A 24,334-nucleotide genomic window follows, 5' to 3' on the forward strand; every position below is an offset into this window, starting at 1 on the left:
CAAGCCGCATGCACCTCTAACTCTTTTCCTCCCATGTTGATCGTGCAATCGAACCGTCCAAGGCCTCATAATCTTCATACCGTATGGCTTTATATAACTCACTACGCGTTTGCATGCCAGCTAGTGATCCTACCTGCGTCCCTTCCTGACGAATCTCCTCAAAAACCCGTTCATAGGCCTTCGCAGCCACACGAAGCGATGTAACCGGATAGAGAACCATCCGAAAGCCCCAGCTTTCAAATTGCGCTGCCGTATAGTACGGCGTACGTCCGAATTCGGTCATATTGGCCAAAAGAGGTGCATCTACTTCCTTTCGAAAATGTTGAAAGTCTTCCTCGCTTTCTAATGCTTCTGGGAAAATCGCATCCGCTCCAGCAGCGAGATAATGTTTGGCCCTTTGAACCGCTTCTGCCATGCCTTCAACACTTTTCGCATCCGTCCTTGCAAGAACGTATAATGTCGGGCTAACCGCTTTGAGTGTGCGGATTTTTTGGCACATTTCTTCCGTAGAAATGAGCTTCTTACCACTCAAATGGCCGCATTTCTTCGGCATTTCTTGGTCCTCTATTTGCACAGCGGCGACCTTCGCCTCCACCATCTCCTTGGCTGTTCGTGCGACGTTCAGGATGCCGCCATATCCCGTATCAATATCTACCAATAATGGAAGTCCAGCTGCGCGGACCAACTCACGTGCACGTTCAGCGACCTCATTGGAATAAATAAGCCCTAAATCAGGCAACCCTCTACTGGCCGTATATGCGGCTCCTGATAGGTATAGGGCCGAAAACCCAGCTTGTTTAGCCATTCTAGCTGCCATGCCATCGTGGGCACCGACAATTTGGAACAGGGAACCCGCTTCAACTAAACGTCGCCACTGTGCAGCTAGCTGCTCTTGACTCGGCTCCTCCTCAATCAGCCATGACATAGTGACCTCCTACTTTTACACAATCAACCGTTAGCTGCAGTTTAAATAACGAAAAGTGACATATACGCAGGAACGGTCGTCTGAATGAGCTTCTCGTAATCAAGCGATAGCTTTATAATTTCTTCTGTCTGTTTCCGCGGAAAACGCGTTTGCACATTGGCTTTAAACTTATCGATTACCTTCGGCAACCCTTCAGCACGCCGCCGGCGGTGTCCGATTGGGTATTCACAGACGATTTTTTCTGTAGACGTTCCGTCTTTGAAGTAAATTTGAATGCTGTTGGCAATGGATCGCTTATCTGGATCCAAATAATCCTTGCTATATTGCTCGTTCTCTACTACGACCATGCGTTCACGAAGCGCATCAATGCGGGGATCAGCAGCGATATCATCTTCGTAATGCTCCGCAGTTAACGTCCCATAAAGTAGGCCAATGGCAACCATGTACTGAAGACAATGATCCCGATCTGCCGGATTATGCAAGGGACCTTTTTTATCAATAATGCGCAATGCAGATTTATGAGTAGTTAACATAATTTTAGTTATGTCAACTAATTTATCCTTGATACGGTCATGAAGTGTAAGTGCACACTCGACGGCTGTTTGGGCATGAAATTCTGCAGGAAACGAAATTTTAAATAAAATATGTTCCATGACATAACTACGCAAGGGGCGAGCTAGCGTTAACGTTTTACCCTCGAAGAGTACGTCCTGAAAGCCCCAGTTCGGCGCGGTCAACGCAGAGGCATACCCCATTTCTCCGCCTACGGCCATTAAGGCCAGGCGAACCGCTCGACTCGTCGCATCACCTGCTGCCCATGATTTTCTAGATCCTGTGTTGGGAGCGTGGCGATACGTGCGTAAGCTTGCTCCATCGATCCAAGCATTAGAAACTGCGCTGCATACCTCCTCCTTCGTACCTCCCAGCATAACTGTCGCCACAGCGGTTGAGGCCACTTTCACCAGATGGACATGATCCAAACCAACGCCGTTCAAACTATTTTCCAATGCGAGCACGCCTTGAATTTCATGGGCTTTGATTGCCATGGTCAAGACGTCCTTTATAGTGAATGGTGCTCCCCCCTCAGCCATTCGCTTGCGACTCACGTAATCAGCAACAGCGAGGATACTCCCTAAATTGTCGGATGGATGCCCCCATTCTGCCGCTAGCCAGGTATCGTTGTAGTCGAGCCACCTAATCATACATCCGATATTGAATGCCGCTTGCACCGGGTCCAATTCGTAGCGAGTTCCTGGCACACGCGCACCGCCAATCACCTCAGCCCCTGGAACAATCGGGCCGAGATGTTTGGTACATGCCGGAAAACGCAGTGCAAGCAAGCCTGTTCCCAATGAGTCCAGTAGGACATGGTGCGCAATCTGATACGCTTCCTCACCTTCAATCTCTGCATGCAAGGCGTATTCCGCAATTTCGACAATGAGCGGGTCAAAAATCATCTCCCTCTGAGCAGGTTCTCTAGGCGTACTCATACGATCTCGTCCTCACTTTCGGTAAGACTTTGTACTTGAGGCGGGTGTAAGTCTCGCCCACCGGTATAACGGACCCGAGGTCGGAAGAGACGATTGTTTCCATGCTGCTCTATCACATGTGCACTGATACCAACAGTGCGTGAAGCAAGAAAAACAGGTGTAAACAGCTCAATCGGAATGCCGAGCAAGTAATAGACAGGAGCAGCATAGTAATCTAGATTGGGATGGAGTCCTTTCTCCCTCCGCATGACGTCTTCTCCTCGCACACACATGTCATAAAGCTCCTGTTGATTACAGGCGGGCGCAAGTTTAGCTAAAGCTTCTTTCATTAGCAGGGCGCGTGGGTCAGGTTTTCGCATATAGACACGATGACCAAAGCCCATGATGCGCTCTTTCCGAGCAAGCTTAGAACGAATCAAAGCTTCGAGATCATCTTCGGAACCCGCTTCCAGCAGCATGTGCATGACCGCTTCGTTCGCTCCACCGTGCAATGTACCTTTGAGTGAGGCTACCGCGCCAACAAGCGCACCATATAAATCAGACTGTGTTGAGGCGATAACACGAGCTGTAAAGGTTGAATTCGGTAATTCGTGCTCACTGTACACAATGAGAGACTGATCGAAAATCGCTTCCTCCATCGGAGAAGGAATCGTTCCCGTGATCATGTACAAAAAGTTAGCCGTATAGGATAACTTAGGCTCGGGTTCAATGAGCGGTTGCTTCGTAATAGCCCGATAGCCGTAAGCAACAATTTGCGGTACTTTCGCTAAAAGGCGAATGGCTTTACGTCGGTTTGCCTCAGGTGATCGATCATCAAGCTCCTCATCAAAGCTCGCTAGCGCGGAAATACTCGTTCGAAGTACATCCATCATATCCGCTTGATCTGGCATCAGATGCAACATAGCCCGCACATTGGGAGGTAATCCATAGACCGCTTGAATCTGTGACTGAATCGCTTGACGCCTCGTCTCGCTCGGCAATTTACCCTCTAACAGCAGACCAACGACATCTAAGTACGTCATGTACTCAGCAAGTTCCATCAGATCGTACCCACGAATCACAATTTCTTCTTTCTCCACATCGAGATATGAAATGCTGGTCTCACTGGCAATGACATGTTCAAGTCCAGGCAAGTAGTGATCACTCATGTTTTCGCACTCCCTTCCTACATACTTTCAGAAAGCAGCAAACGCGAAATCACAATACGCTGAATCTCATTCGTCCCCTCATAAATTTGTGTTACTTTGGCATCTCGCAGATAGCGCTCAACCTTCGACTCCTTCAAGCAACCCCATGCGCCACAGAGCTGCACTGCTCGCAAACAGACTTTAACCGCCGTATCACTGGCAAAAAGCTTCGCTATGGCAGCCTGCTTCCCATATGAGAGCCCTTGGCTTTTGCGCCAAGCGGCTTGATAGGTCAGCAGTCTTGCGGCCTCAATGTGCGTCGCCATTTCGGAGATATGAGCATCAAATAGCTCGCCGCTGAGCGAGCCAGCCCCTGCTCCATAAGCAACTACAGCGTCCAAGGCTCCTTGGCCGATCCCTGTTGCTTGCGCAGCAATCCCGATCCGCCCGCCATCCAAGCTTCGCATAGCGATGCGAAAGCCTTCTCCTTCGGGACCTAAGCGGTTCTCAGCTGGCACTCTACAACCATCAAACCTTAACTCCATCGTTGTGGATGAGCGGATGCCTAGCTTTTTTTCCTTGGTACCGAAAATAAGCCCTTCCATCCCTTTTTCAACAATGAAGGCGGTGCAGCTTTTGAGCTTGTTCATCACATCTGTCAAAGCAAAAACGATATACACCTCCGCCTCCCCGCCATTCGTTACGAATAGCTTGGAGCCGTCAAGCACATAGAAGTCTCCATCCTTCGTTGCTGTCGTACGCATGGCACCAGCATCTGAGCCGGACTCGCTTTCCGTCAGACAGTAGGCGCCAAGCTTCTTCCCCCCAGCCATGGGGAGTAAATAAGCTTGTTTCTGTGCCTCCGTACCATACGTATGAATCGCCCAGCTGGCTAGCGACGTATGCACGGAGAGCATGACACTTGTTGAAGCACACACCCGGGATAGCTCTTCAATGACCATCGCATACGTTAGAAAATCAGCCCCGCCGCCGCCAAATGCTTTTGGCCAGGGGATCCCGGTCCAGCCAAGTTCGCCTAGGCTGTCAAAAATACCACGATCAAACCGCTCCAATTCATCCCTTTCTGCTGAAGTAGGTTCCACGCACGTAAGTGCAAATTCACGTACTTTCTTTCGCATATCTTGCTGATCTGAGGTATATGAGAATTGCATGCGACGACCTCCTTCGACGTGTTCGTGCTGCTCACTCCTGATTGGCCGAGGTTGATTGGGTCGATCGTATTTCTTTGGACAAGTTGTAATCGCTTTCAATATATGTTATATATACACGCTTTTGTTAGCCAATAGACTGCGCCGCGACAAAAAATGAAAAATACTCATGCGATAAAAACCCCTTCAGTTCCATCACTGAAGGGGTTCGCATTCATATCGTTAAGCATCATTTGCTTCATTATTTGTGTTAATTATGCCCTTTATCATCTTGAGAATGGTGGTCTTTCTTCTTAATAACAAGCTCGGCAGTTATGGGTAAGTGATCAGCTGCAATTGTGTCTATCACTTTCCCTGCTTTAATTTGTACATCTTCCGATGTGTAAATATAGTCAATACGACGATTAGGTTTGTCTGAATAATAGTAAGACGTATAGGCATCATTTAAACCGAGTTTTGCAAATACGTCATTATACTGCGCAGACATTTTTAGAATCTCTGCACTATCAGGTGTCGCATTAAAGTCTCCCACTACGATACTAGTTCCTTTATTTTGATTGACTATGTCGAGGATTTCATTGACTTGAATATCCCTCTGTTCGGCTCTTTTATTATCAAGATGTGTATTGTAAAAATTAATGTGATTTCCTCTCACGTTAATAACTGTTTTCGCGAGACCACGCTGCTCGGAAGGATACTGCGTATTATCGAGCAAATGGTTTTCGCTAGAAAGGATCGGATATTTACTTAAAACAGCTGTCCCGTATTGACGACGGGGTTCGCCCACATTTAATGGATCATAGTCAAGATTTGCAGCAAACTCAACATGCATCCCTAAGTAATTGGCTAACCATTTCGCTTGATCTTCGAAATTACTGCGTGCGGAAAAATGATTATCGACTTCCTGCAAACCAATGATATCAGCACCCGATGTTTGAATAACATCAGCAATTCTGTTTAAATTCAAAATGTCATCCATGCCCTCGGCATGATGAATATTATACTCCATCACTTTGATAGCAGTCTCTTTTTCTTTTTTTAAATCTGAGGCGTGGGATTCACTGCTGAACGAAAACATAGGAATCATAGACATCATTACAACAGAAGTCACAATAACTGATTTTTTTAGCATGCACAACATCCTCTCGAAGTTTCAATGATAGGTGAATATGCTACTATAATTTCATATTCTGGTTTCTATTTCCATAGGCTGATAGATTTAGATTGTTCGCTGCAAATATTGTCCTATTCTAGGACCACGTGTAAAGGAATTATATTTTTTTGTAGTTTTAATCATACAATCCTACCTCTAGCAAAGCAAAAAGAGGCGCAACACATCTGCACCTCTTTCTCTATTTCCGCTATTCGGACTTCATCACAACACCAGCTGGCAATACCCGCTCGACATGATCACGCAGTGAAGCCTTCGTATATAACTCATCGCTGAAAATCGCGATAATTCCGCTGTCCTCACGAGTTCGGATCAATCTCCCCATACCTTGACGCAAGCGAAGCAGCATGTAAGGAATATCAACTTCCTCATAAGGTGAAGCGGCTGCTTCTCGTTTCGCATTGAACACGGGGTCTTGCGGAGGAAACGGCAGTGCCCACACAATAACATTAGAAAGTGATGGACCAGGAATATCAAGTCCCTCCCACAAGCTTACGGCAGCTAATACACTGTGTTCATCCTCTTGGAACGAGGCGATCACATGCGAAATTTCTCGATCTCCTTCGTAGAGGAAAGTAAGATCTTTACAATCCGGATGAGAGGACATCTCCACTTTGAATCGTTGCAATTCCTGATGAGTCGGGAACAAGATTAACGCTCTGCCTTCCGTTCTTTTCAATAACTTAACAGCCGAATTCAACTTCTCTTGGAACGTTCCGCCTTCTGTGAAGCGTGGGGCGATGACTTCCATCCGTTCGACATAATCATATGGAGAATCTACGGAAAAGGAGAGATATTTCTCCAAGCCTAAGCTATTTGCCACATAGTCAAAGCTGCCTTCCACCGAAAGTGTCGCCGAGGAGAAGACAATCGGCATTTTAGAAGAAAACACATGCTCCTTCAACACTTCCTTGACCGTTCTAGGCATAATGACAAGACTAAGTCCGGTAATGCTTTCCGTCGCCCAACAGATGAAGCTATGATCATTGCGGAATAATGCAAGAGCCTTTTGCATCATCTCCAAATGCTCCTCGACAATCTTCAGCTGATAGTCATTGAGTGTAAACATTTCTCCTTCAAAGACGAGTTCCTCTTCGATCTCGGATAAAATATCACAGAACGTATGAATCTCTCTTTTCAAAAGATCACTCATTATAATTTGTTTACGATCGGAGCCTACAATCGGACGGCAGCAGCTTTCAAGCACCTCGAACATTCGTTCGCTCTGCTCGATTGCTCGATCAATACAGACCGCTAAGGTTTCACGAACTTCCCCTTTTAACAAACGAATGACCAATTCCTCAAACACCATATGTTTCAGCTTATAGGTCAACGCTTTTTGGGCTGCGGATTCCATTAAATGTCCTTCATCAAACACGACGGTGCAGTGATCAGGCAGCAATGGCAGCTGTCCTTCTCGTTTTCTAGCGTCATAAGTCCATACATGCTCCATGTAGAAATCATGCGAACATATGATTAAATCCGCCGATTTGCGGTAGGATTCACGTGATAAGGTTTGTCCACACCGATGGCGTTTATCACATACAAAGCAGTCTTGGTAAGCATCCCAGTTCATTCGGTGCCATTGTTCATCGTTCAGTTGCGGGTAGTTTTTGCGATCCCCGTAAGCATAGAATGTTTGCAATGCTTCACGTGTATGAACAAAATCAGGTAGGCTCTCATAGACTTCACGGTATAAGCCAGTATCTTCGTGGCCAAATCTAGCCTCATCCAGCTTGACCAAGCACGCATATTGATCTGGTGACTTCGCGAGTCGCGCATCAATTTCCATATTCAAATGGCGAGAAATTTTGTCGATATCCCCGCCTGGTTTTACAAGCTGCTCAATAAGCGATTCATCGGCACAGGCGATTATGGCCGGTTTCTTCGTAAAACGCGAATAACATAGTGCGTATAATAGATAGACTAACGTTTTGCCTGTCCCAACGCCAGCTTCCGCAAAAATCGTCTGCTTCTCCGCATAAGCCCGCTCCAGCTGAAAAGCCATATAAATTTGTTCATCCCGAACCTCAAAACCTGCTTCAGGCAATATGTCATAAAAGATATCCGCAATCCAGTCGGACACCTGCTGCATATATGGCTGCGCATGATCATATGCAAATGGATAACGTCCCACGTTAATGCCCCCAACCCTCTAGTTAAGAATCAAACTTGTATTATCTCATGGATGTTAAATAAAAGCAAAAATGCTCACTCCGCAAGTAACTTTGCTTAACGGAATGAGCCTACTTTTACATACTAAAACGTTCGCGATAGCCGCATTTCCGGCACAATTCCTCGACTACTTCACGTCTAGAAAAACCTTCGAACAACCGATTCGCTCGTTCTCCCTCAACGATTTCTGAGAAAGGTGTGTGGTTAATATTCCCGAGATTGATAACCCCTTCTCCATCCAAACAGCAAGGAATGACGGTGCCATCTACGAGTATACCTGCCTGATTACGCAGGGCATGACAGAAACCAGGGCCTGAAATCTCCTCCGCCTTCAAATCGGGCCACTGAAACTCGTGATCCTGGTTCAAATAGACGCGATCGGTAAGCTTTACGCCAGTTCCGCGGACGAACTTCTCATCGATTTTGTAATCAAGCTCGAACTCTTTCTCTAGCAATTCCAGCACTTCACGATTTCGATTCCGTTCCAAATTCGTCTGATTATCGGTGTCCAAATTCCATAATCGGAAGGAAATAATGACATTGGATTTAGCCACAATTTCCTTGGCAAATCGTAGAATACTAGTCACATAGCCTTCCTTATCTTCAGATCCTTCATGGCCGTCAAAACTGTGTAATGAAAAATTCATTTGGCGAAGCGCCGGTTTATCGAGCAGCTTGTGCCTGTTTTTGTTAATGAGTGTCCCATTCGTTGTGATATTTACTTTGAAGCCCTTTTCGTGGCTCAAGTCTAGTAATTCGTCGATTTTGGGATGGAGAAGCGGCTCCCCCTTCACATGCAAATAAATGTGATCCGTATGAGGCTTGATTTGGTCAAGGATATTCGTAAACGTATCTATTTTGATGAAATTCGCTTGACGCTTTGTCTGCGGACAGAACGTGCAAGCCAAATTACATACGCTCGTAATTTCAATATAAAATTTCTTGAACTTCTTCATGGTCGGACTCCGTTTCTTGTTAGCGCTACTATGATAGAGGCTATTATACCAAGCGAGGGCGATGAAAGAAAGGATTTCACATCGATTAGAAAAAGAACTGCACAATCCAGCCGATAAAATACGCGGACGGCACTAGAAAAACTTGTGCAAGCAGCGTCCCTAGGAAGCGTGTCGTCATGAGTAATGCGTAAATTTTGCCTAACTGACTCCGTTGAGTTTCGTCGTGCAGTGCCTTGTCCGTAATCAGACCTAGCTGAGGATCAATGAAGATGGTTAGCAAAATCGTAGCAATCCCGTTAATCAGCCCTGAGGCTTGTGAGGCGGTTGTCGCGTGATCTGGCCATAAATGAGCCGCATATAGCGAGGCAAGAACACCTACTGAGTAGAAAGCTGTCACAATGATATTGATGAACAGAAACCTTTTGGAAATGCCCAGATAACGGAACTGACTAAGCTTCACTTTGGGTTTTTTGATATATTTGGTCGTGTTCTTGAGTTGTGTGATCGTGACATTTGTGAGCATTTTCGGCAGCGATCCTGCGAGTTCAAGTCGCGCAATAACTCTAGCACTGATGCTGATAAAAGTCGGGAATAACGCGATCGCGATGACCGTCCCGATTGAAGAAGCAAGCAGAGAAATGCGTAAATATCGGACCAAATCAAACGTTGGCTCATGCTTGGCAAAATCAACAAAATGCGCTGTCATTGGCGCCTGTATCAAATTCGCTGTGCGCGAAACGAGCACGACGATGCCGACTAGCGATAGCGCTACCGCGAGTTTGTTCACTCGAACACCAGCATAACGAATGGAGTACGAAAGCGTCTCCGCCGTATGAATAATCATCGTTAATACGAAAACCAAAATGAGCGTATTGATCATCCGAAGGGTTCATCCTTTACTTGAGTGATAGGTGAGATAAAGTGAATGGAAACGAAAGTGAATACCCAAACGAAAACCCGAACGAAAACCCACCTTATGTTAATAGCATTAGGTGGGTTTCTTGGTGTTTGGATGAGGCACATGTGACTTTCGAGCGACAAAGTAGTCCAGCTTTGCCCCCTCCGATTGGGGAGCTGCCGCCATTAGCCCCTCCCCCTCCGTCCGGTGGTTCGGACAAAAATAGATGGAAAATATGTTGTTAATTTCGCCGGTTTCACTCAACTGGACAACTTAACTGGAAAATATGTAGCTAATTTCATGGAATTCAACGTTTTCAGCGCGTACCGACGAAATTAACTACAGAAAATCCAGTTAAATGGATTTTTGTCGAGAAATCTGGAAGATTAGCTGTAGTTTTGATTTAATTTGTTTTATGGGTTGGTTGTTGGTGTTAATGTTGATGAAACGAGTTACGACAGAATAACAATCAATGTATTCCACTATTCGTGACGCAGCACGAATTTCCTTTATTGCTAGTCACGAATGGCGAAGGAGCTGCCTCCATTTTGCCCGCTCCCCCTTCGTTCGGTGGTTCGGACAGAAATAGATGGAATATATGTTGTTAATTTCGCTGGTTTCACTCAACTGGACAACTTAACTGGAAAATATGTAGCTAATTTCATGGAATTCAACGTTTTCAGCGCGTACATATGAAATTAACTACAGAAAATCCAGTTAAATGGATTTTTGGTAAGAAATCTGAAAGATTAGCTGTTGTTTTTACAGTTAATTGATTTAATTTGTTTAATGGGTTGGTTGTTGGTGCTAATGTTGATGAAACGAGTTACGACAGAATAACATCCACTATATTCCACTATTCGTGACGCAGCACGAATTTCCTTTATTATGTCACGATTAGCACAGGAGCTACGTCTTTGACTAAGCCTTACGGTCGTCCCCGTACCACAGCTCACGGAATGTAGAGCTGTGCCGCAGTAGTTCCTCCGACGTGCCTTCCGCTTCGATGTGGCCGTCTTTCATCACGATGATGTGATCGGCGCGCGTCAACGCGGTTTTGCGGTGCGATACCACGAGACATGTAGCATCACTGCGACGCTCGAACATTCGCTCCCAGAGCTTCTGCTCCGTATCGACGTCGAGCGCGCTCGACAGGTCGTCGAAGACATACAGCTCGGCGTCCCGCACGAGCATCCGGGCCGCGGCCGTCCGCTGCGCTTGGCCGCCAGAGAGCTTCACCCCGCGCGGGCCGATGACCGTGTCCAGCCCGCCAGGCAGCTGCGCGACGTCGTACTCGAGCACCGCCGCGTTCAAAGCCTGCTGCAAGCTGTCACCTTGCTCCGCTTGCCCGAGCAAAATATTATTGCGCAGCGTATCGCTGTATAACCGCGGCACCTGCGCGGTATAGGCGCTCTGCGGCGGTGTAAAGAAGGTGCCCGGATCTTCAACGGGCACGCCATTCCACGCAATCGTTCCTTTCTCCTTGGGCAGCAGCCCAAGGAGGGAACGAACCAGCGTGGTTTTGCCTGAGCCGATCGTTCCCGTAATGACGGTAAACGATCCTCTTTGCATGGCGAAGTGAATGTCAGCGATCCCTCTACCCGTATCCGGGTAGGTGTAGCTGAGTCCATTCACTTCCAGGCGCTGCAGCGGAGGCGCAACGACGCTGTCATTCACTTGATCTAACTCCATCACTTGGTTCTTCAACTCTGGGTTCTTCATCACTTGATTCTTCTTCTCTGGGCTTTCCATCTCTGAGTTCTTCATCTCTTGGTTGTCCACCACTCGGCTCTTCATCTCTGGGTCCTTACCCACCCGCTCTTTTTTCAAATAAAGCGGCTTTACCATCGTCAACACTTTCGCAGACGCACCTTGCAGCAAAAACGTCAAGCGCTCCAATGAAACACTCATTTGCTTAAAATAAGTGATAAACTTCCCGACATTCGTAATAAACTGTGTCACGAAGGTCAAATAGTAGACAAACAATGCAAGATCACCAACAGTGAACGTCCCTGCTCTCATTTTGGTACCTGCTAACAGAAGCAGTAAACCTGTACCCAAATTCACGGAGTTAGAAAAGACTGAATCGAGAAGTTCGCTCATTAATCGGTCCTTCAGCATCGCTTTTCGACGCGCATCACCGAAGCTGCGGAACCGCTCCATCACGCGATTCTCGGCGCCAGCAACTTGAATGGCCTGCACATTACCAAACATTTCGCTGATTTCTCCGGTTACCTTGGAGGTAGATTCGCGGCTGGCTGCGCGGTATTTTTGCAAACGAACGGTTGCCAATTGAGCGGCTGTGATCACGATTACGATGGGCATAAACACAAGCAGTGTCATTTGAGCATCGATGCGAATCAATATGTATCCGGACACGAGGGCGAAACACGTCATTCCAAAAACATCAACCGACCAGCTCACCGCTTCCTCCGATTGGTCCACATCGTCCCGGAAATGGCTGATTGCTTCCCCTGGTGAAACTGGTATCGCTTGTGCGCCAGGTTGCTTTAGAACATGCTCTAACAAATTGCGTCGAAGCAGCATTCCCATGCGAAAACGGAAATGTACATCTGTGATGAAACCAATAATAATTAATAAGATTCGCCCTAAGGCTGCCCCGATCAGCAAAGCAATCAAGCCCCACACGCCAAATTTCAACGTAGCATTGCCCGTTAACGTATCAAAAAAGGCTTTTGTTATGAGACCAGGAGCAATAGGTGCCAAGTAAATAATTGTCCATGCTAACGCATTGATAAAATACCGGAAAGGTCGATACATGATCAACCCTTTTAAATATTGAAACGTCGTCATGCCAACACCTCCTCTAACCCTGTCGCGAGTAATTGGCTAAAGCGGGAATTCGGATTAGCGGCCAGCACTTCTCTTCGACCAGATTCCAGCACACGTCCGCCGTCCAAAATAACGATGTGATCCGCACGCTGTACCGTGGCAAGTCGATGGGCAATCATGATGCAAGAGCGCTCCGTCAATAATTTGGAAACAGCTTTCTCCATGCGTTGCTCAGTTAATGGATCCAGACGTGAGGAAGCTTCGTCCATAATAACCAGACCCGGATTCGTTAGGAATACACGGGCAAATGCCAATAATTGCGCTTCACCTGCAGATAAACTGCTTCCTCCTGAAGCGAGTCCTGTATCTAATCCTTCCGGCATCGCTTCATACCAAGCACCTAAGCCGAGTTCATGCAGTACCGCAATAATCTGTTCATCCGGAATCGACGCATCATAAAAGGTTAAATTATCGCGAATTGTTCCTTGGATGATTTCAATATTTTGAGTTACAAGCGCGACACGTTTGCGCAAATCTGCTAATTTACACGTACGAATGTCGGTTCCGCTTAGCGCAATCACACCGCTTTGCGGATCATAGAAGCGCAGCAATAGCCTTGCAATTGTGGACTTTCCGCTCCCAGTGCGGCCTAGTAATCCAAGTACTTCGCCAGGCTTCAAAGTCATCGTCAAGTTATCAATCGTCGGTTGATCCTCATCATAACTAAACACGACATCTTTGAAATCAACACCAAGCGGTCCATCCGGAAGCCCAGTCCCTGGGCCATCTTGAATCTTGGACTTTATCGCGAAAAGCTCGCGAATACGGGAAATACTCGCATCTGCTTTCTGCAAATCTTCCATTTGTGTTCGAATCTTTTCGATCGGTTTAGCGAGCAATTCGGTATAGAAGAAAATGAGATACACGGTACCTAATGAAATATGATTGCCATGCCATAGGTAGGCGCTGATCCCAAAAGCCATGGCATTCCCTAATGCAAACACGAATATCGACATGTTCCACATCGCACAAAAACCAAGGAATGCTTTGACGCGCAGCGGCAGCATTACTCGGAGCATCGTATAGAAACGATTCATCACGAAGCGTACCGCACCATTAGCACGAATATCCTCCGTACCTTCCAAATGTTCACCGATAAACCCATAAAACTCAGCATTCGCCTGACGCCAACCAGCCCAAACAGGAACAGCAAACTGACGAATCCATTGAATCAAATAGATGGCACAGACAACGAAAATAGCCATCCCTACGCCAATTAACCAATTTTCGCGAAATAATAAGATCAGAATGCCTGCCATCAGCAGCACATTCCCAAATAAATGAATAATCATGCTGGAGAAGAAATTCGCAAGCGCATTCACATCTCCATCTACGCGCTCAATCAGCGAGCCAGATGTATGACTTTTATGAAAAGACATATCCAGCGATAGACAATGTGCCGCTAAATCAACACGCAGTTTATTCGTTGTTTTCCAACCGACATTCTCACTGTAATAAGTTGCAATCACAGATACCAGCTGCTGTACGAGTGCAAAGCCAATAAATAATAGCGCCGCTGTGACAAGTGGCTCCATCGCCCCCTGCGACTGCGCCGTATCAATAAAATAGCGGATAATTTGTGGATTAATCAGCTGCAACCCAATGGACGCGAACAACAGGAATGTTAGTCCGATCAGTGTCCCTTTTTGCGGAAACAAATAGCGTCCCAATAGCTCGCGATATTGCCCCATGGAGTTGCTTTTTTTTCGATTATTTTTCATCGTAATGGAGTCCTCCGTATTCCTCGTGACGTACTCTCCATCATACTAAATTGACATCTTCCCGACAACGGACTCTTTCAATATAACGAAAAAAACCTGAGGCAACCCCCAGGTCCATTCTTCTAAGCTCAAAAAAATCGCGAAGTGATCATCTTCTTCTTCGTATAAAATTCGACGCCGTCCTTGCCATTGGCATGCAAGTCGCCATAGAACGAATCCTTCCAGCCGGAGAATGGGAAAAAGGCCATTGGCGCCGGGACGCCAACATTGACGCCTAGCATCCCCGCTTCAACCTCCTCACGGAATTGGCGGACAGCTTTCGCATTCTCGGTGTAAATGACCGCAGAGTTGCCGAATCGCGATCGATTCACTAAAGCTAACGCGTCATCCAAGTTCTCCGCGCGGAATAAAGATAACACCGGCCCGAATATCTCCTCTTTGGCAATCGTCATCTCAGGCTTCACATGATCGAAAATCGTCGCTCCGAGGAAAAAGCCCTCCCCTTCACACGCTTCGGCCGCTCTCCCATCGATCAGCAGCTCCGCACCTTCTGCGATTCCCTTCTCGATGTAGCCCGCGATTCGCGTACGCTGTTCCTCTCGAATAATCGGAGTCAGTGTAACTTGATCCTCCATGCCATTGCCAAGCACCAATTGTGATGCAGCAACTTGGAGTCCATTCACAAAGGCATCTCCATCTCCCACAACCACGACAGCGGAACAAGCCATACAACGCTCACCTGCTGAACCAAACGATGACATAACAATGTTCTCAATCGTTTTCTCCAGATGTGCATCGGGCATGACAATATGATAGTTTTTAGCACCAGCTAATGCTTGCACTCTTTTACCTCCAGCTGAGGCTCGTTCGTACACATATTTGGCTACAGGCTGCGAACCTACGAAAGAAACAGCTTTGACAGCAGGCAGAGTCGTCAATGCATTCACGACATCATGAGCACCGTGAACAACATTCAGCACACCATTCGGAAGTCCTGCTTCTTGCATCAGTGCAGCTAGTTTCATCGCTGTCAACGGTGTTCGTTCCGATGGTTTAAGAACAAAGGTATTCCCACAAGCAATCGCAAGCGGAAACATCCAGCACGGCACCATCATGGGGAAGTTAAACGGAGTTATCCCTCCGACAACGCCTAGCGGTACTCGAAATAATTCAGAATCCATATCCGCTGAAATGTTAGCCAGTGTTGACCCCATCATGTGCGAGGGGGCACCGGCAGCAAACTCGACACATTCGATCCCGCGCAGCACTTCACCTAGTGCTTCCTTGTAGCTTTTCCCGTTCTCCTTCGTGATCAATTCAGCAAGTTCATGCTCATTAGCTTGAAGTAGCTGCCAATAATGAAACAACACGCGCGCCCGTTTAGGAACAGGTGTTCTACTCCATGATTCGAACGCATGTTGAGCAGCATTCACCGCTTCTTCCACATCTGTAGCAGTCGAAAGTGGCACACGCGCAATCACTTTTCCTGTAGCAGGATTACGAACATCACTCATTTCACCACTTATCGAATCAACCCATGCACCATTAATCAAGTTTTGCAGGTTCGTCAATGTCGTTCATCTCCTGAGGTTAGAAATTTTCTCCACAACGCATTGGACACATTGTATAATAAGATTCAATTCCCCTTACATTCGCAATTACGTCATCTTTCCTAACATGAAAGTGGTGATTTTGCTTGGTACAGACCCTTTTACAGTTAACCGTTCAAGATATTCTTCAGCGCCCTCTATTTAGTAAGGCGGAGGCGATTGCAACGGAAGAAGCGTTAGCTCGCAAAGTTCGCTGGGTTCACATCATGGAGGTTACGCAAGTGGGTCACCTTTTGAACGGAAATGAACTCATTCTAAGCACGGGGATAGGTTGGCATGATAATGAGGAAACGAGCCTTTCGTTCCTGCAACAGTTAATCGACAGCGGTGCTTCAGGTCTTTGTATCGAGCTGGGTACGTATACGAAGCAACCGCTTGAGAGCATGAAGAAGCTTGCCTTACAAGCCAATTTTCCACTCATTTTTTTCCACGAAGAAGTTCGTTATATAGATATCACACAGGATTTACATGCGCATTTCATTCATCAACATCACAAAATGGTATCTGATCTAGAATCCCTATCAACTAAGCTCAATCAGCTGCTTTTATCTGGCAAAGGACTGCTGCCTCTCCTCCAATTGCTTCAAGAAACAACGCAGGTGCAAGTTGCCTTTTTCCCTTTCGATACGGATGCTGTGTTCGTGCCCTCTTTGCCTAAAGAAGAAGGTGCTGCCTTTTATGAAAAATGGATTTTCGGTGAACTGTTTCATTTATTTGATGTCAAAAACAAGCTGGCGCATCGTCCTATTCTCGCATTAGAACATTTGTTCGCAGACCTACTTTTATTTGCCGAACAGGAGTTAAGTGAGTTCCAAATACTCGCTTTAGATCGCTGCGCGACTGCAATTGCACAAGAAATGATGCGTACCACCTATATCGAGGAAAAAACACGCTACAAACAGGATCTCTGGGTGACCGATTGGCTAGGCGGCAAGCATTCACTACAGGATATTCGTGACTATGTGATGAGCGTCAAGCCCGCTGTAAAGCTAGGTCCGATCATCGTTTGTGTCTTTGATAAAACCGCAGGGAACGAAGGTTCCAAATCGCAAGAAACGCTCCTTTTTCAAAAACAGATGCTTGCCCGCTCCTTGTTTGAAAGAGAAGGCTTTTATTTATTTCCGACGGTGTTTGAGCAGCGAATCGTGTTTATTCTTGTAGATCAAATGCCCTCAGGAACTAGTCATGAGCGCATTCTCCGAACGATCCAACGCTTTCAGAAATCACAAGAAACGCATCTTTTCCCTGCACTTATCGGCATCGGCAAAGCAATCAGTGATCCGCTTCAACTTCACATTAGTTATGATACAGCGTTAGAAACGTTGGCGATACAGAAGGATGTCGGCGCACTCCCTAAGCCCTTCTATCACGAATTGCACGTCTATAAAGTACTTCTGCTGATGAAGCAATCTGGTCAATTAACATCGATCATCGAGGAATATCTTGGTGGCCTACTAGTGTTTGATCGCGAGAAAAACGGTCAACTTTTGAAAACATTACACATGTATCTAATGTTATCCGGCTCAAAACAGGAAACAGCGAAAGAGCTGTTTATAGTAAGGCAAACGCTGTATCATCGGCTGGACAAAATCGCGGCCATTCTTGGAGATGATTTCATGCAGCCGCAGAAGCGAATTGCTCTGGAGCTCGCCTTGCATGGCTATGAATATCTGAATGGAGCCATCCAATCTAGCTATGATTAAGCTTTCGATTTCCCTTGTGACAACAGCACATTGACGTAATACTTCCTGGCGTTAGCCGTCTTCAAATGAAGCCTCGCCGTTTCCCCGCCGGGGTGCTCGAGATCCAGCCATGCTCCTTCTAGATCTTCGAGCACGCCGACTATTTTGAATTTCTGTGCGACGTAGCCATCCAGCTTTTGCTTTTCTGCTTGAAATTGTTCATATTCAGACATGGGGGGCACCTCCCTGGACAATTTCCTTCTTCTCTTCACTCACTTCTGACGATAACGAAACATACGTTCCCCTCTTGATGAATTGGCCATTTCCTGCCTCACCTACGAACTGTTTATCCCGAATAACGAACTCTCCACGTGAAAGTACGGTTACCGGCTCTCCCGTTATTTCAATCCCTTCAAACGGATTGTAATCCACATTCATATGGTGAGTTTCGGCAGAAATCGTACGCTTCGCATTCGGATCAAATATCACAATATCCGCGTCTCCGCCAACGGCAATCGACCCCTTTTTCGGAAACAAACCAAACAACTTTGCGCTTCGCGTAGACACGATGTCCACGAACTGATTCAAAGTAATACGCCCTTTCCCTACCCCTTCAGAGAACAGAATGGAGAAACGATCCTCAATGCAAGGCCCGCCGTTGGGAATTTTACTAAAGTCCCCGAGACCTAAATCTTTTTGACCGTTAAAATTAAACGAACACTGGTCCGAGCCCACCGTTTGCAGTTGGCCTGTTTTTAGCGCATTCCACAGCACGTCTTGATGAAACTTGGGTCGAAGTGGTGGGGACCACACGTATTTCGCGCCTTCGAAATCCGGTTTTTCTAGATACGTTTGATCAAGCATCAAATATTGCGGACACGTTTCACCCCAGATATCGACACCACGATTGCGAGCCTCCGTAATTTGCTGTACAGCTTCCTCACACGTCACATGAACCACATAGAGCTGCGAGTTGGCTAAATCCGTGAGCTTGGCTGCACGCCCTGTCGCTTCACCTTCTATTAAAGAAGGCCGCGTCAAAGCATGATAGATGGGGCCAGTCTGCCCCGCTTCAAGCGCTTCCTTAATTAAATATTCAATGACATCGCCATTCTCTGCGTGAACCATTACGAGAGCACCATGCTTTTTGGCCTCTAGCAAAGTCCGGTACAGTGTGCCATCATCCGCTTGGAAGACGTTCTTATAAGCCATAAAAACCTTCAAAGATGTGATCCCCTCGTCATGAATCATGGAAGGCAGTTCGGCAAGCACCTCATCGTTGATTTCCGCGATCATCAGATGAAAGCTATAATCTATGACTGCTTTACCTTTCGCTTTTTGATGCCAAGTCTGTACAGATTGACTGAGGGGCTTCCCTTTATTCGTCAGACAAAAATCAATCACCGTCGTTGTCCCGCCAAAAGCCGCAGCCATCGTTCCTGTCTCAAAATCATCGGCTGTGACCGTCCCCCCAAATGGCATATCCAGATGAGTATGCGGGTCAATCCCACCAGGAAATACATATTTCCCTGTGGCATCTACTATTTCGGCACTTTCTTGTGACAGATGAAGTCCAATTCCGGTAATGATGCCGTCTTCAATGAGAATATCCCCTTGATACTGATCTGAAGCAGTGACAATCGTTCCATTCTTAATGAGCTTGGCCATGGCTACACAGCCTCCTTCTTATCCGAATCTTTACCCTCTGACAGCTTGGCGACGGTTACTTGTCGTTCATTCCAGGTCATTGGCTCCTCTGTGTGTGGGACCTCTACCATAGAAATTACCCCATCTACAGGACACACAATTGCACATAAATTACAGCCAACACAATCTTCTTCCCGCACCTGCAAAAAGGATTTCCCTTGATCGTCCGTAAGCCTCTCAATACACTGATGCGAGGTATCCTCGCAGGCAATGTGGCACTTGTTACAGTTAATACATGTTTCTGTATCGATCTTGGCAACGACCGCATAATTTAAATCCAAATTTCCCCAATCAGAGTAACGAGGAACTGATTTTCCAATAAGATCAGATACGCTGGCAAGACCTTTTTCATCCAAATAGTTATTCAATCCATCGATCATATCTTCCACAATTCGGAAGCCATGATGCATTGCGGCTGTACATACCTGAACCCCCGTTGCGCCCATCAACATGAATTCTACGGCATCTCGCCAAGAGGAAATGCCACCTATGCCGGATATCGGGATGTTCACGCCTGGATTACGCGCACAATCCGCAACCATATGAAGTGCGATCGGCTTCACAGCAGGACCGCAATAGCCGCCGTGGGAGCCTTTACCGCCGACATGTGGAATGGTGTTCCACGAGTCTATGTCGACACCAGCCAACGAATTAATCGTGTTGATGAGCGAGATCGCATCCGCTCCGCCCCGAACAGCTGCTAATGCAGTGCTCGTGATATCCGTGATATTTGGTGTCAGCTTCACAATGACAGGAGTTTGTGCGGCTTCCTTCGCCCACATCGTCTGCGCTTCGACAAGGTCTGGCTGCTGACCCGATGCTGAGCCCATCCCCCGTTCAGCCATCCCGTGCGGACAGCCAAAGTTCAGTTCAAGTCCGTCTACGCCGACGGCTTCGACCTTCTTAACGATCTCGTGCCACTTCTCTCGTTTGGGCTCAACCATTAGGGACACAACCAAAGCATGATTAGGAAACCGCTTCTTCGTTTCATAGATTTCCTTGAGATTAATCTCAAGCGGACGATCGGTGATAAGTTCAATATTATTGAAGCCCGCAACACGCTGCCCATTGAAATGAACTGCCGCGAAGCGTGAGGAAGTATTAATAATCGGATCTCCCAGTGTTTTCCAAACCGCGCCTCCCCAGCCCGCTTCAAATGCCCGCTGAACCTGATACCCCGTGTTCGTCGGAGGAGCCGATGCCAACCAGAAAGGGTTGGGTGACACAATTCCAGCTAGATTCGTACGTAAATCTGCCATGCTGAATCCCTCCTGATTCTGTAGTGACCCTGTGTAATAACCACCTATTCAAGCCGACGCTTCTTGACCCTTCACGAGCTGCTTATAGATCGCATAGGCGGTTAGCTTCCCTTGTTGGGCTGCCGAAACAACCATTGCTTCGCCCTGTCCATCACCGAAGATGACATCTCCGGCTGCGAACACTTTGGGGTTTGAAGTTAAACCCGTAGTTGAATCAACCAGCGTTACGATACCCCGCGAATGTGCAAGTCCAAACTGCTCTATGAGCGCAATATGCTTCGTTTGTCCAATCGCTTTGATAACCGCATCTACTTCTATGACGAATTCGGAGTCCGCAATAGCGACGGGACGTTTGCGTCCGCCATCTGACTCAGCAAGCGCCATCCGTACACATTCGAGGCCTACGACGTTGCCCTGTTCATCCCCGAGGATCTGTTTCGGTGCCGTAAGCCACTGAAAAGCAACGCCATCAAGTTTAGCGAACTCGTATTCGAAATCATACGCTGTCATTTCCGTTTGTGTCCGCCTGTACACGATTTGGACATGTTCCGCTCCTAGTCTAACCGAACAGGTCGCGGCATCAATGGCCGTATTCCCTGCACCAATCACGGCCACTCGTTTCCCAACAAGAGATTCATCGAGATCAGGAGCGATTTTCGTCGACTCTACGAAATCAATTGCATCATACACTCCCATCAACTCTTCGCCAGCAATACCAAGCATAGGTACTTTGGACATGCCAATGGCTAATACGACAGCGTCGTAATCCTCCAGCAGCTCCGCAGCGCTCACCTCGACACCTACACGCGTGTTCATGCGAAAATCGACGCCAAGCTGCCGTACTTGTTCAACCTCCCAAAGCGAGATTTCCTGCGGAAGTCGGAACGACACGATGCCGTAAGTATCCAAGCCACCCGCTTGCTCCTTTGCTTCGAACACTGTTACCTTAAAGCCGAAGCGGGCTAGCTCACGCGCTGCCGAGAGACCCGCAGGTCCGCCTCCCACGATCGCAACCGCTTTGCCATTACTTGTGCCTGCTTTAAATAAAATCTGTTCATTCTTGATCGCCCAATCCGTCGCGTAACGCTGTAATTGACCAATCAAGATAGGCTTGGACGAATGATTGAGTACACAAGCCCCTTCACACAATTCCTCTGTGGGACATACCCTTGAACAAGAAGCACCAACCGGATTAGCATCCATAATCGTGCGAGCTGAGCCTTTTAGATTGCCAGAGGCAATCTTTTTAATAAAAGAAGGGATATCAATGCCTGTCGGACAGGCGTTTATGCAAGGAGCGTCATAACAGAACAAGCAGCGATTGGACTCTTCGATCGCCTCTTTGGGCTTCATTCCCGCCTTCACTTCGGCAAAATTACGCTTCAAATCCGTTAGCGAAATAAATGTCGAACTCATCTTCGCTCCTCCTCCCCATTTAAAGTTGCGTGATTTGATCATACGTTTCTGGCCTGCGGTCCCGGTAAAACTGCCAAACATTACGAACCTCACGAATCAGCGATTTGTCTAGGTCCCCAATGATCACTTCATCTTGATCCCGACTGCCGATCGCAACGATTGCCCCGCGTGGATCCACTAAGTACGATTGTCCGTAGAACTCTCCCATGTTCCAAGGTGCTTCCGTTCCCACACGATTAATGGCGGCAACATAATACCCATTAGCCACAGCATGCGCAGGCTGCTCAAGCTTCCATAAGTACTCTGATGTGCCAGCAACGGTAGCTGAAGGATTGAACACAATCTCCGCACCGCCAAGCCCAAGGGCTCTAGCTCCCTCAGGAAAATGACGATCATAACAAATGTAGACGCCTACCTTGGCAAAAGCGGTATCAAAGACGGGATAGCCGAGATTTCCTGGCTTGAAATAATACTTTTCCCAGAAGCCGCAGGAACCACCGCCCGCTCCAACATGAGGGATATGATGCTTCCGGTATTTGCCCAAATACGATCCATCGGCATCAATAACAGCTGCCGTATTGTAATAGGAGGCAATGCCATCGCGCTCATAAATTGGAAGGATAATCACGACACCAAGCTCTTGGGCCAGCTCTCGAAAAAGCTTCGTCGTCGGCCCATTCGGAATTTCCTCGGCCGCATCGTACCACTTCGTCGTCTGCTCCGCACAAAAATACGGGCCGTAGAAAATCTCCTGTAAGCAAATCAGTTGCGCTCCCTGAGCTGCGGCTTGACGTACCAAACCAAGATGCTTCTGTATGGCTCGCTCTTTATGTTCGGCAATTGGTGCATCGCCATGCACGTCGTGAGAGGCTTGGATGAGTCCGATTCTGATGATACTCATGCTCGTATGCCTCCTCTATCAAGTGCAATACGCTTAGCGGTACGGTATAACAACTCAGTTCCTAAAGTGATATCCTCTGGACTAGCATATTCCTTGGGATTGTGACTAATGCCCTCGAGGCACCTTACAAAAATCATGCCGTAGTCACACACGTAAGACATCGTCAGCGAATCATGAAATGGACCACTCATAAGCTCTGGCGGCTTCTTCCCCATCAGACCCGCTTCCTTATGAAGCGTATCTTTGATCCAAGTCGCACAATAGCGAGGCTCGCTATTCGTATCTTCTCGAATGGTGTAGGTGAGTCCGTGCTCATCGGCTACGTTCTGGATGCAGCTGCGAAGCTCCGCTTCGAGTGCATCACGACGACGAATATCGATGTCACGCAAATCAACCGTGAAGCTGACCTTTTCAGGGATGATGTTCCGTGAATCAGGAAACACCGTAAGGGAGCCGACTGTCCCTACCGTTGGTGCACCTGATTCCTGACGTACTAGTTCGTTTAGAGCGACGATAATTTTGGCACTGCCAAGCAGCGCATCATGACGCATCGACATCGGTACAGAACCTGCATGACCTGCGAATCCAATCATTTCCACAGTGAGCCACAATGGTCCTGAGATCCCTGTCACGATACCAATCGGTTCATTCATCGACTCCAACACAGGACCTTGTTCGATATGCAGTTCGAGAAATGCCCCAATTCGGCCTTCTTGAAATATATATCCCTCGAAATCCGCTGGGTCACAGCCGAATTCTAGTAGAGCTTCACGGCGGGAGACGCCGTTTTTATCCGTTCGGTCCAATTCATCGGCTTCCAGTTTACCCGTCATTCCCCTTACCCCGAACAACCCCTTGTTGAAGCGACAGCCCTCTTCATCACAGAAAGCGACCACCTCAATATTGCACGCGGGTTTCATGCCTTCTTCGACCATCGTTTGCACCGCTTCTATGGCGCCAAGTACGCCAATTGCGCCGTCGAACCTGCCCCCATAAGGCTGAGAATCGACATGTGAACCGAGCATGAGAACTGGAGCTTGCGGATCACTTCCGCGCCAAACTCCGATAAGATTAGCGAAGGGATCAATATAAGCCTCCATCCCGGCTTCCTCCATCCAGGATTTCACCAGCTCTACGCCTGCTCGATCTTCCTTAGAAAGGGCAAGTCTGCAGACGCCCGTTTCACCGATCTTGCCGATTAGCGCAAGTTCATCGATATGCTGTTGGAGACGTTCTGCATTAATTCGGAACTCTGGAATTGTCGACAAGTCGGA

General features: G+C 47.4%; 18 protein-coding genes. 1 reads left to right on the forward strand and 17 read right to left on the reverse strand.

Going from position 1 to position 24,334, the window contains the following annotated elements; translation table 11 throughout:
* Positions 1–16: 16 nt before the first annotated feature.
* The 11 genes from prpB to AC58QM_RS18235 all read right to left on the reverse strand — a co-directional run bounded on the left by prpB (position 17) and on the right by AC58QM_RS18235 (position 16,056).
* Positions 17–925, reverse strand: coding sequence for a methylisocitrate lyase (gene prpB / locus AC58QM_RS18185; RefSeq protein WP_497286329.1), 909 nt, complete (start codon positions 923–925; stop codon positions 17–19).
* 41 nt (positions 926–966) lie between these two features.
* Complete coding sequence (locus AC58QM_RS18190; RefSeq protein ID WP_497286330.1) at positions 967–2,415, reverse strand: bifunctional 2-methylcitrate dehydratase/aconitate hydratase; 1,449 nt, start codon at positions 2,413–2,415, stop codon at positions 967–969.
* Entirely contained in the window at positions 2,412–3,563 is a 1,152-nt protein-coding gene (gene mmgD / locus AC58QM_RS18195; RefSeq protein ID WP_497286331.1) for a citrate synthase, read from the reverse strand. The genes AC58QM_RS18190 and mmgD overlap by 4 nt, the downstream gene beginning before the upstream one ends.
* A 17-nt stretch (positions 3,564–3,580) precedes the next feature.
* Positions 3,581–4,714: an acyl-CoA dehydrogenase family protein gene (locus AC58QM_RS18200; protein ID WP_497286332.1), complete on the reverse strand. Its 1,134-nt coding sequence runs from the start codon at positions 4,712–4,714 to the stop codon at positions 3,581–3,583.
* Between the two features lie 247 nt (positions 4,715–4,961).
* A complete protein-coding gene (locus tag AC58QM_RS18205) occupies positions 4,962–5,843 on the reverse strand; it encodes an endonuclease/exonuclease/phosphatase family protein (protein WP_497286333.1) in 882 nt (293 codons plus the stop codon).
* A gap of 229 nt (positions 5,844–6,072) precedes the next feature.
* On the reverse strand, positions 6,073–8,019 hold the full coding sequence (locus tag AC58QM_RS18210) for an ATP-dependent DNA helicase (RefSeq protein WP_497286334.1): 1,947 nt from the start codon (positions 8,017–8,019) through the stop codon (positions 6,073–6,075).
* 115 nt (positions 8,020–8,134) lie between these two features.
* The gene (locus tag AC58QM_RS18215; protein WP_310500205.1) at positions 8,135–9,013 is read right to left on the reverse strand and encodes a radical SAM/SPASM domain-containing protein; all 879 of its coding nucleotides are present in this window, start codon (positions 9,011–9,013) and stop codon (positions 8,135–8,137) included.
* A gap of 85 nt (positions 9,014–9,098) precedes the next feature.
* Positions 9,099–9,893 (reverse strand): lipid II flippase Amj family protein, encoded by a 795-nt coding sequence (locus tag AC58QM_RS18220; protein WP_310500206.1) that lies wholly within the window; start codon positions 9,891–9,893, stop codon positions 9,099–9,101.
* 939 nt (positions 9,894–10,832) lie between these two features.
* Positions 10,833–12,725, reverse strand: coding sequence for an ABC transporter ATP-binding protein (locus AC58QM_RS18225; protein ID WP_497286335.1), 1,893 nt, complete (start codon positions 12,723–12,725; stop codon positions 10,833–10,835).
* On the reverse strand, positions 12,722–14,485 hold the full coding sequence (locus AC58QM_RS18230) for an ABC transporter ATP-binding protein (protein WP_497286336.1): 1,764 nt from the start codon (positions 14,483–14,485) through the stop codon (positions 12,722–12,724). The genes AC58QM_RS18225 and AC58QM_RS18230 overlap by 4 nt, the downstream gene beginning before the upstream one ends.
* 128 nt (positions 14,486–14,613) lie before the next feature.
* A complete protein-coding gene (locus AC58QM_RS18235; RefSeq protein WP_497286337.1) occupies positions 14,614–16,056 on the reverse strand; it encodes a CoA-acylating methylmalonate-semialdehyde dehydrogenase in 1,443 nt (480 codons plus the stop codon).
* A 125-nt stretch (positions 16,057–16,181) separates the two neighbouring features.
* Here AC58QM_RS18235 and AC58QM_RS18240 point away from each other — a divergent pair, with 125 nt between their 5' ends.
* Positions 16,182–17,798: a PucR family transcriptional regulator gene (locus tag AC58QM_RS18240; protein WP_497286338.1), complete on the forward strand. Its 1,617-nt coding sequence runs from the start codon at positions 16,182–16,184 to the stop codon at positions 17,796–17,798.
* Here AC58QM_RS18240 and AC58QM_RS18245 read toward each other — a convergent pair.
* Genes AC58QM_RS18245 through AC58QM_RS18270 form a run of 6 tightly spaced genes read right to left on the reverse strand, consistent with a single transcriptional unit; the run spans position 17,795 to position 24,328 of the window.
* On the reverse strand, positions 17,795–18,010 hold the full coding sequence (locus AC58QM_RS18245; RefSeq protein WP_497286339.1) for a hypothetical protein: 216 nt from the start codon (positions 18,008–18,010) through the stop codon (positions 17,795–17,797). The genes AC58QM_RS18240 and AC58QM_RS18245 overlap by 4 nt on opposite strands.
* Entirely contained in the window at positions 18,003–19,445 is a 1,443-nt protein-coding gene (gene hydA / locus AC58QM_RS18250; RefSeq protein ID WP_497286340.1) for a dihydropyrimidinase, read from the reverse strand. The genes AC58QM_RS18245 and hydA overlap by 8 nt, the downstream gene beginning before the upstream one ends.
* Positions 19,446–19,447: 2 nt before the next feature.
* Positions 19,448–20,743 carry an NAD-dependent dihydropyrimidine dehydrogenase subunit PreA gene (gene preA / locus AC58QM_RS18255; RefSeq protein WP_497286341.1) on the reverse strand — a complete coding sequence of 432 codons (1,296 nt, stop codon included), beginning with the start codon at positions 20,741–20,743 and terminating at the stop codon, positions 19,448–19,450.
* A 48-nt stretch (positions 20,744–20,791) separates the two neighbouring features.
* Complete coding sequence (locus AC58QM_RS18260; RefSeq protein ID WP_497286342.1) at positions 20,792–22,159, reverse strand: NAD(P)-dependent oxidoreductase; 1,368 nt, start codon at positions 22,157–22,159, stop codon at positions 20,792–20,794.
* 19 nt (positions 22,160–22,178) lie between these two features.
* Entirely contained in the window at positions 22,179–23,060 is an 882-nt protein-coding gene (locus AC58QM_RS18265; RefSeq protein WP_497286343.1) for a nitrilase-related carbon-nitrogen hydrolase, read from the reverse strand.
* Complete coding sequence (locus AC58QM_RS18270; RefSeq protein WP_497286344.1) at positions 23,057–24,328, reverse strand: M20 family metallo-hydrolase; 1,272 nt, start codon at positions 24,326–24,328, stop codon at positions 23,057–23,059. The genes AC58QM_RS18265 and AC58QM_RS18270 overlap by 4 nt, the downstream gene beginning before the upstream one ends.
* Positions 24,329–24,334 lie beyond the last annotated feature (6 nt).

The sequence above is a fragment of the Paenibacillus sp. J22P165 genome (assembly GCF_059692015.1).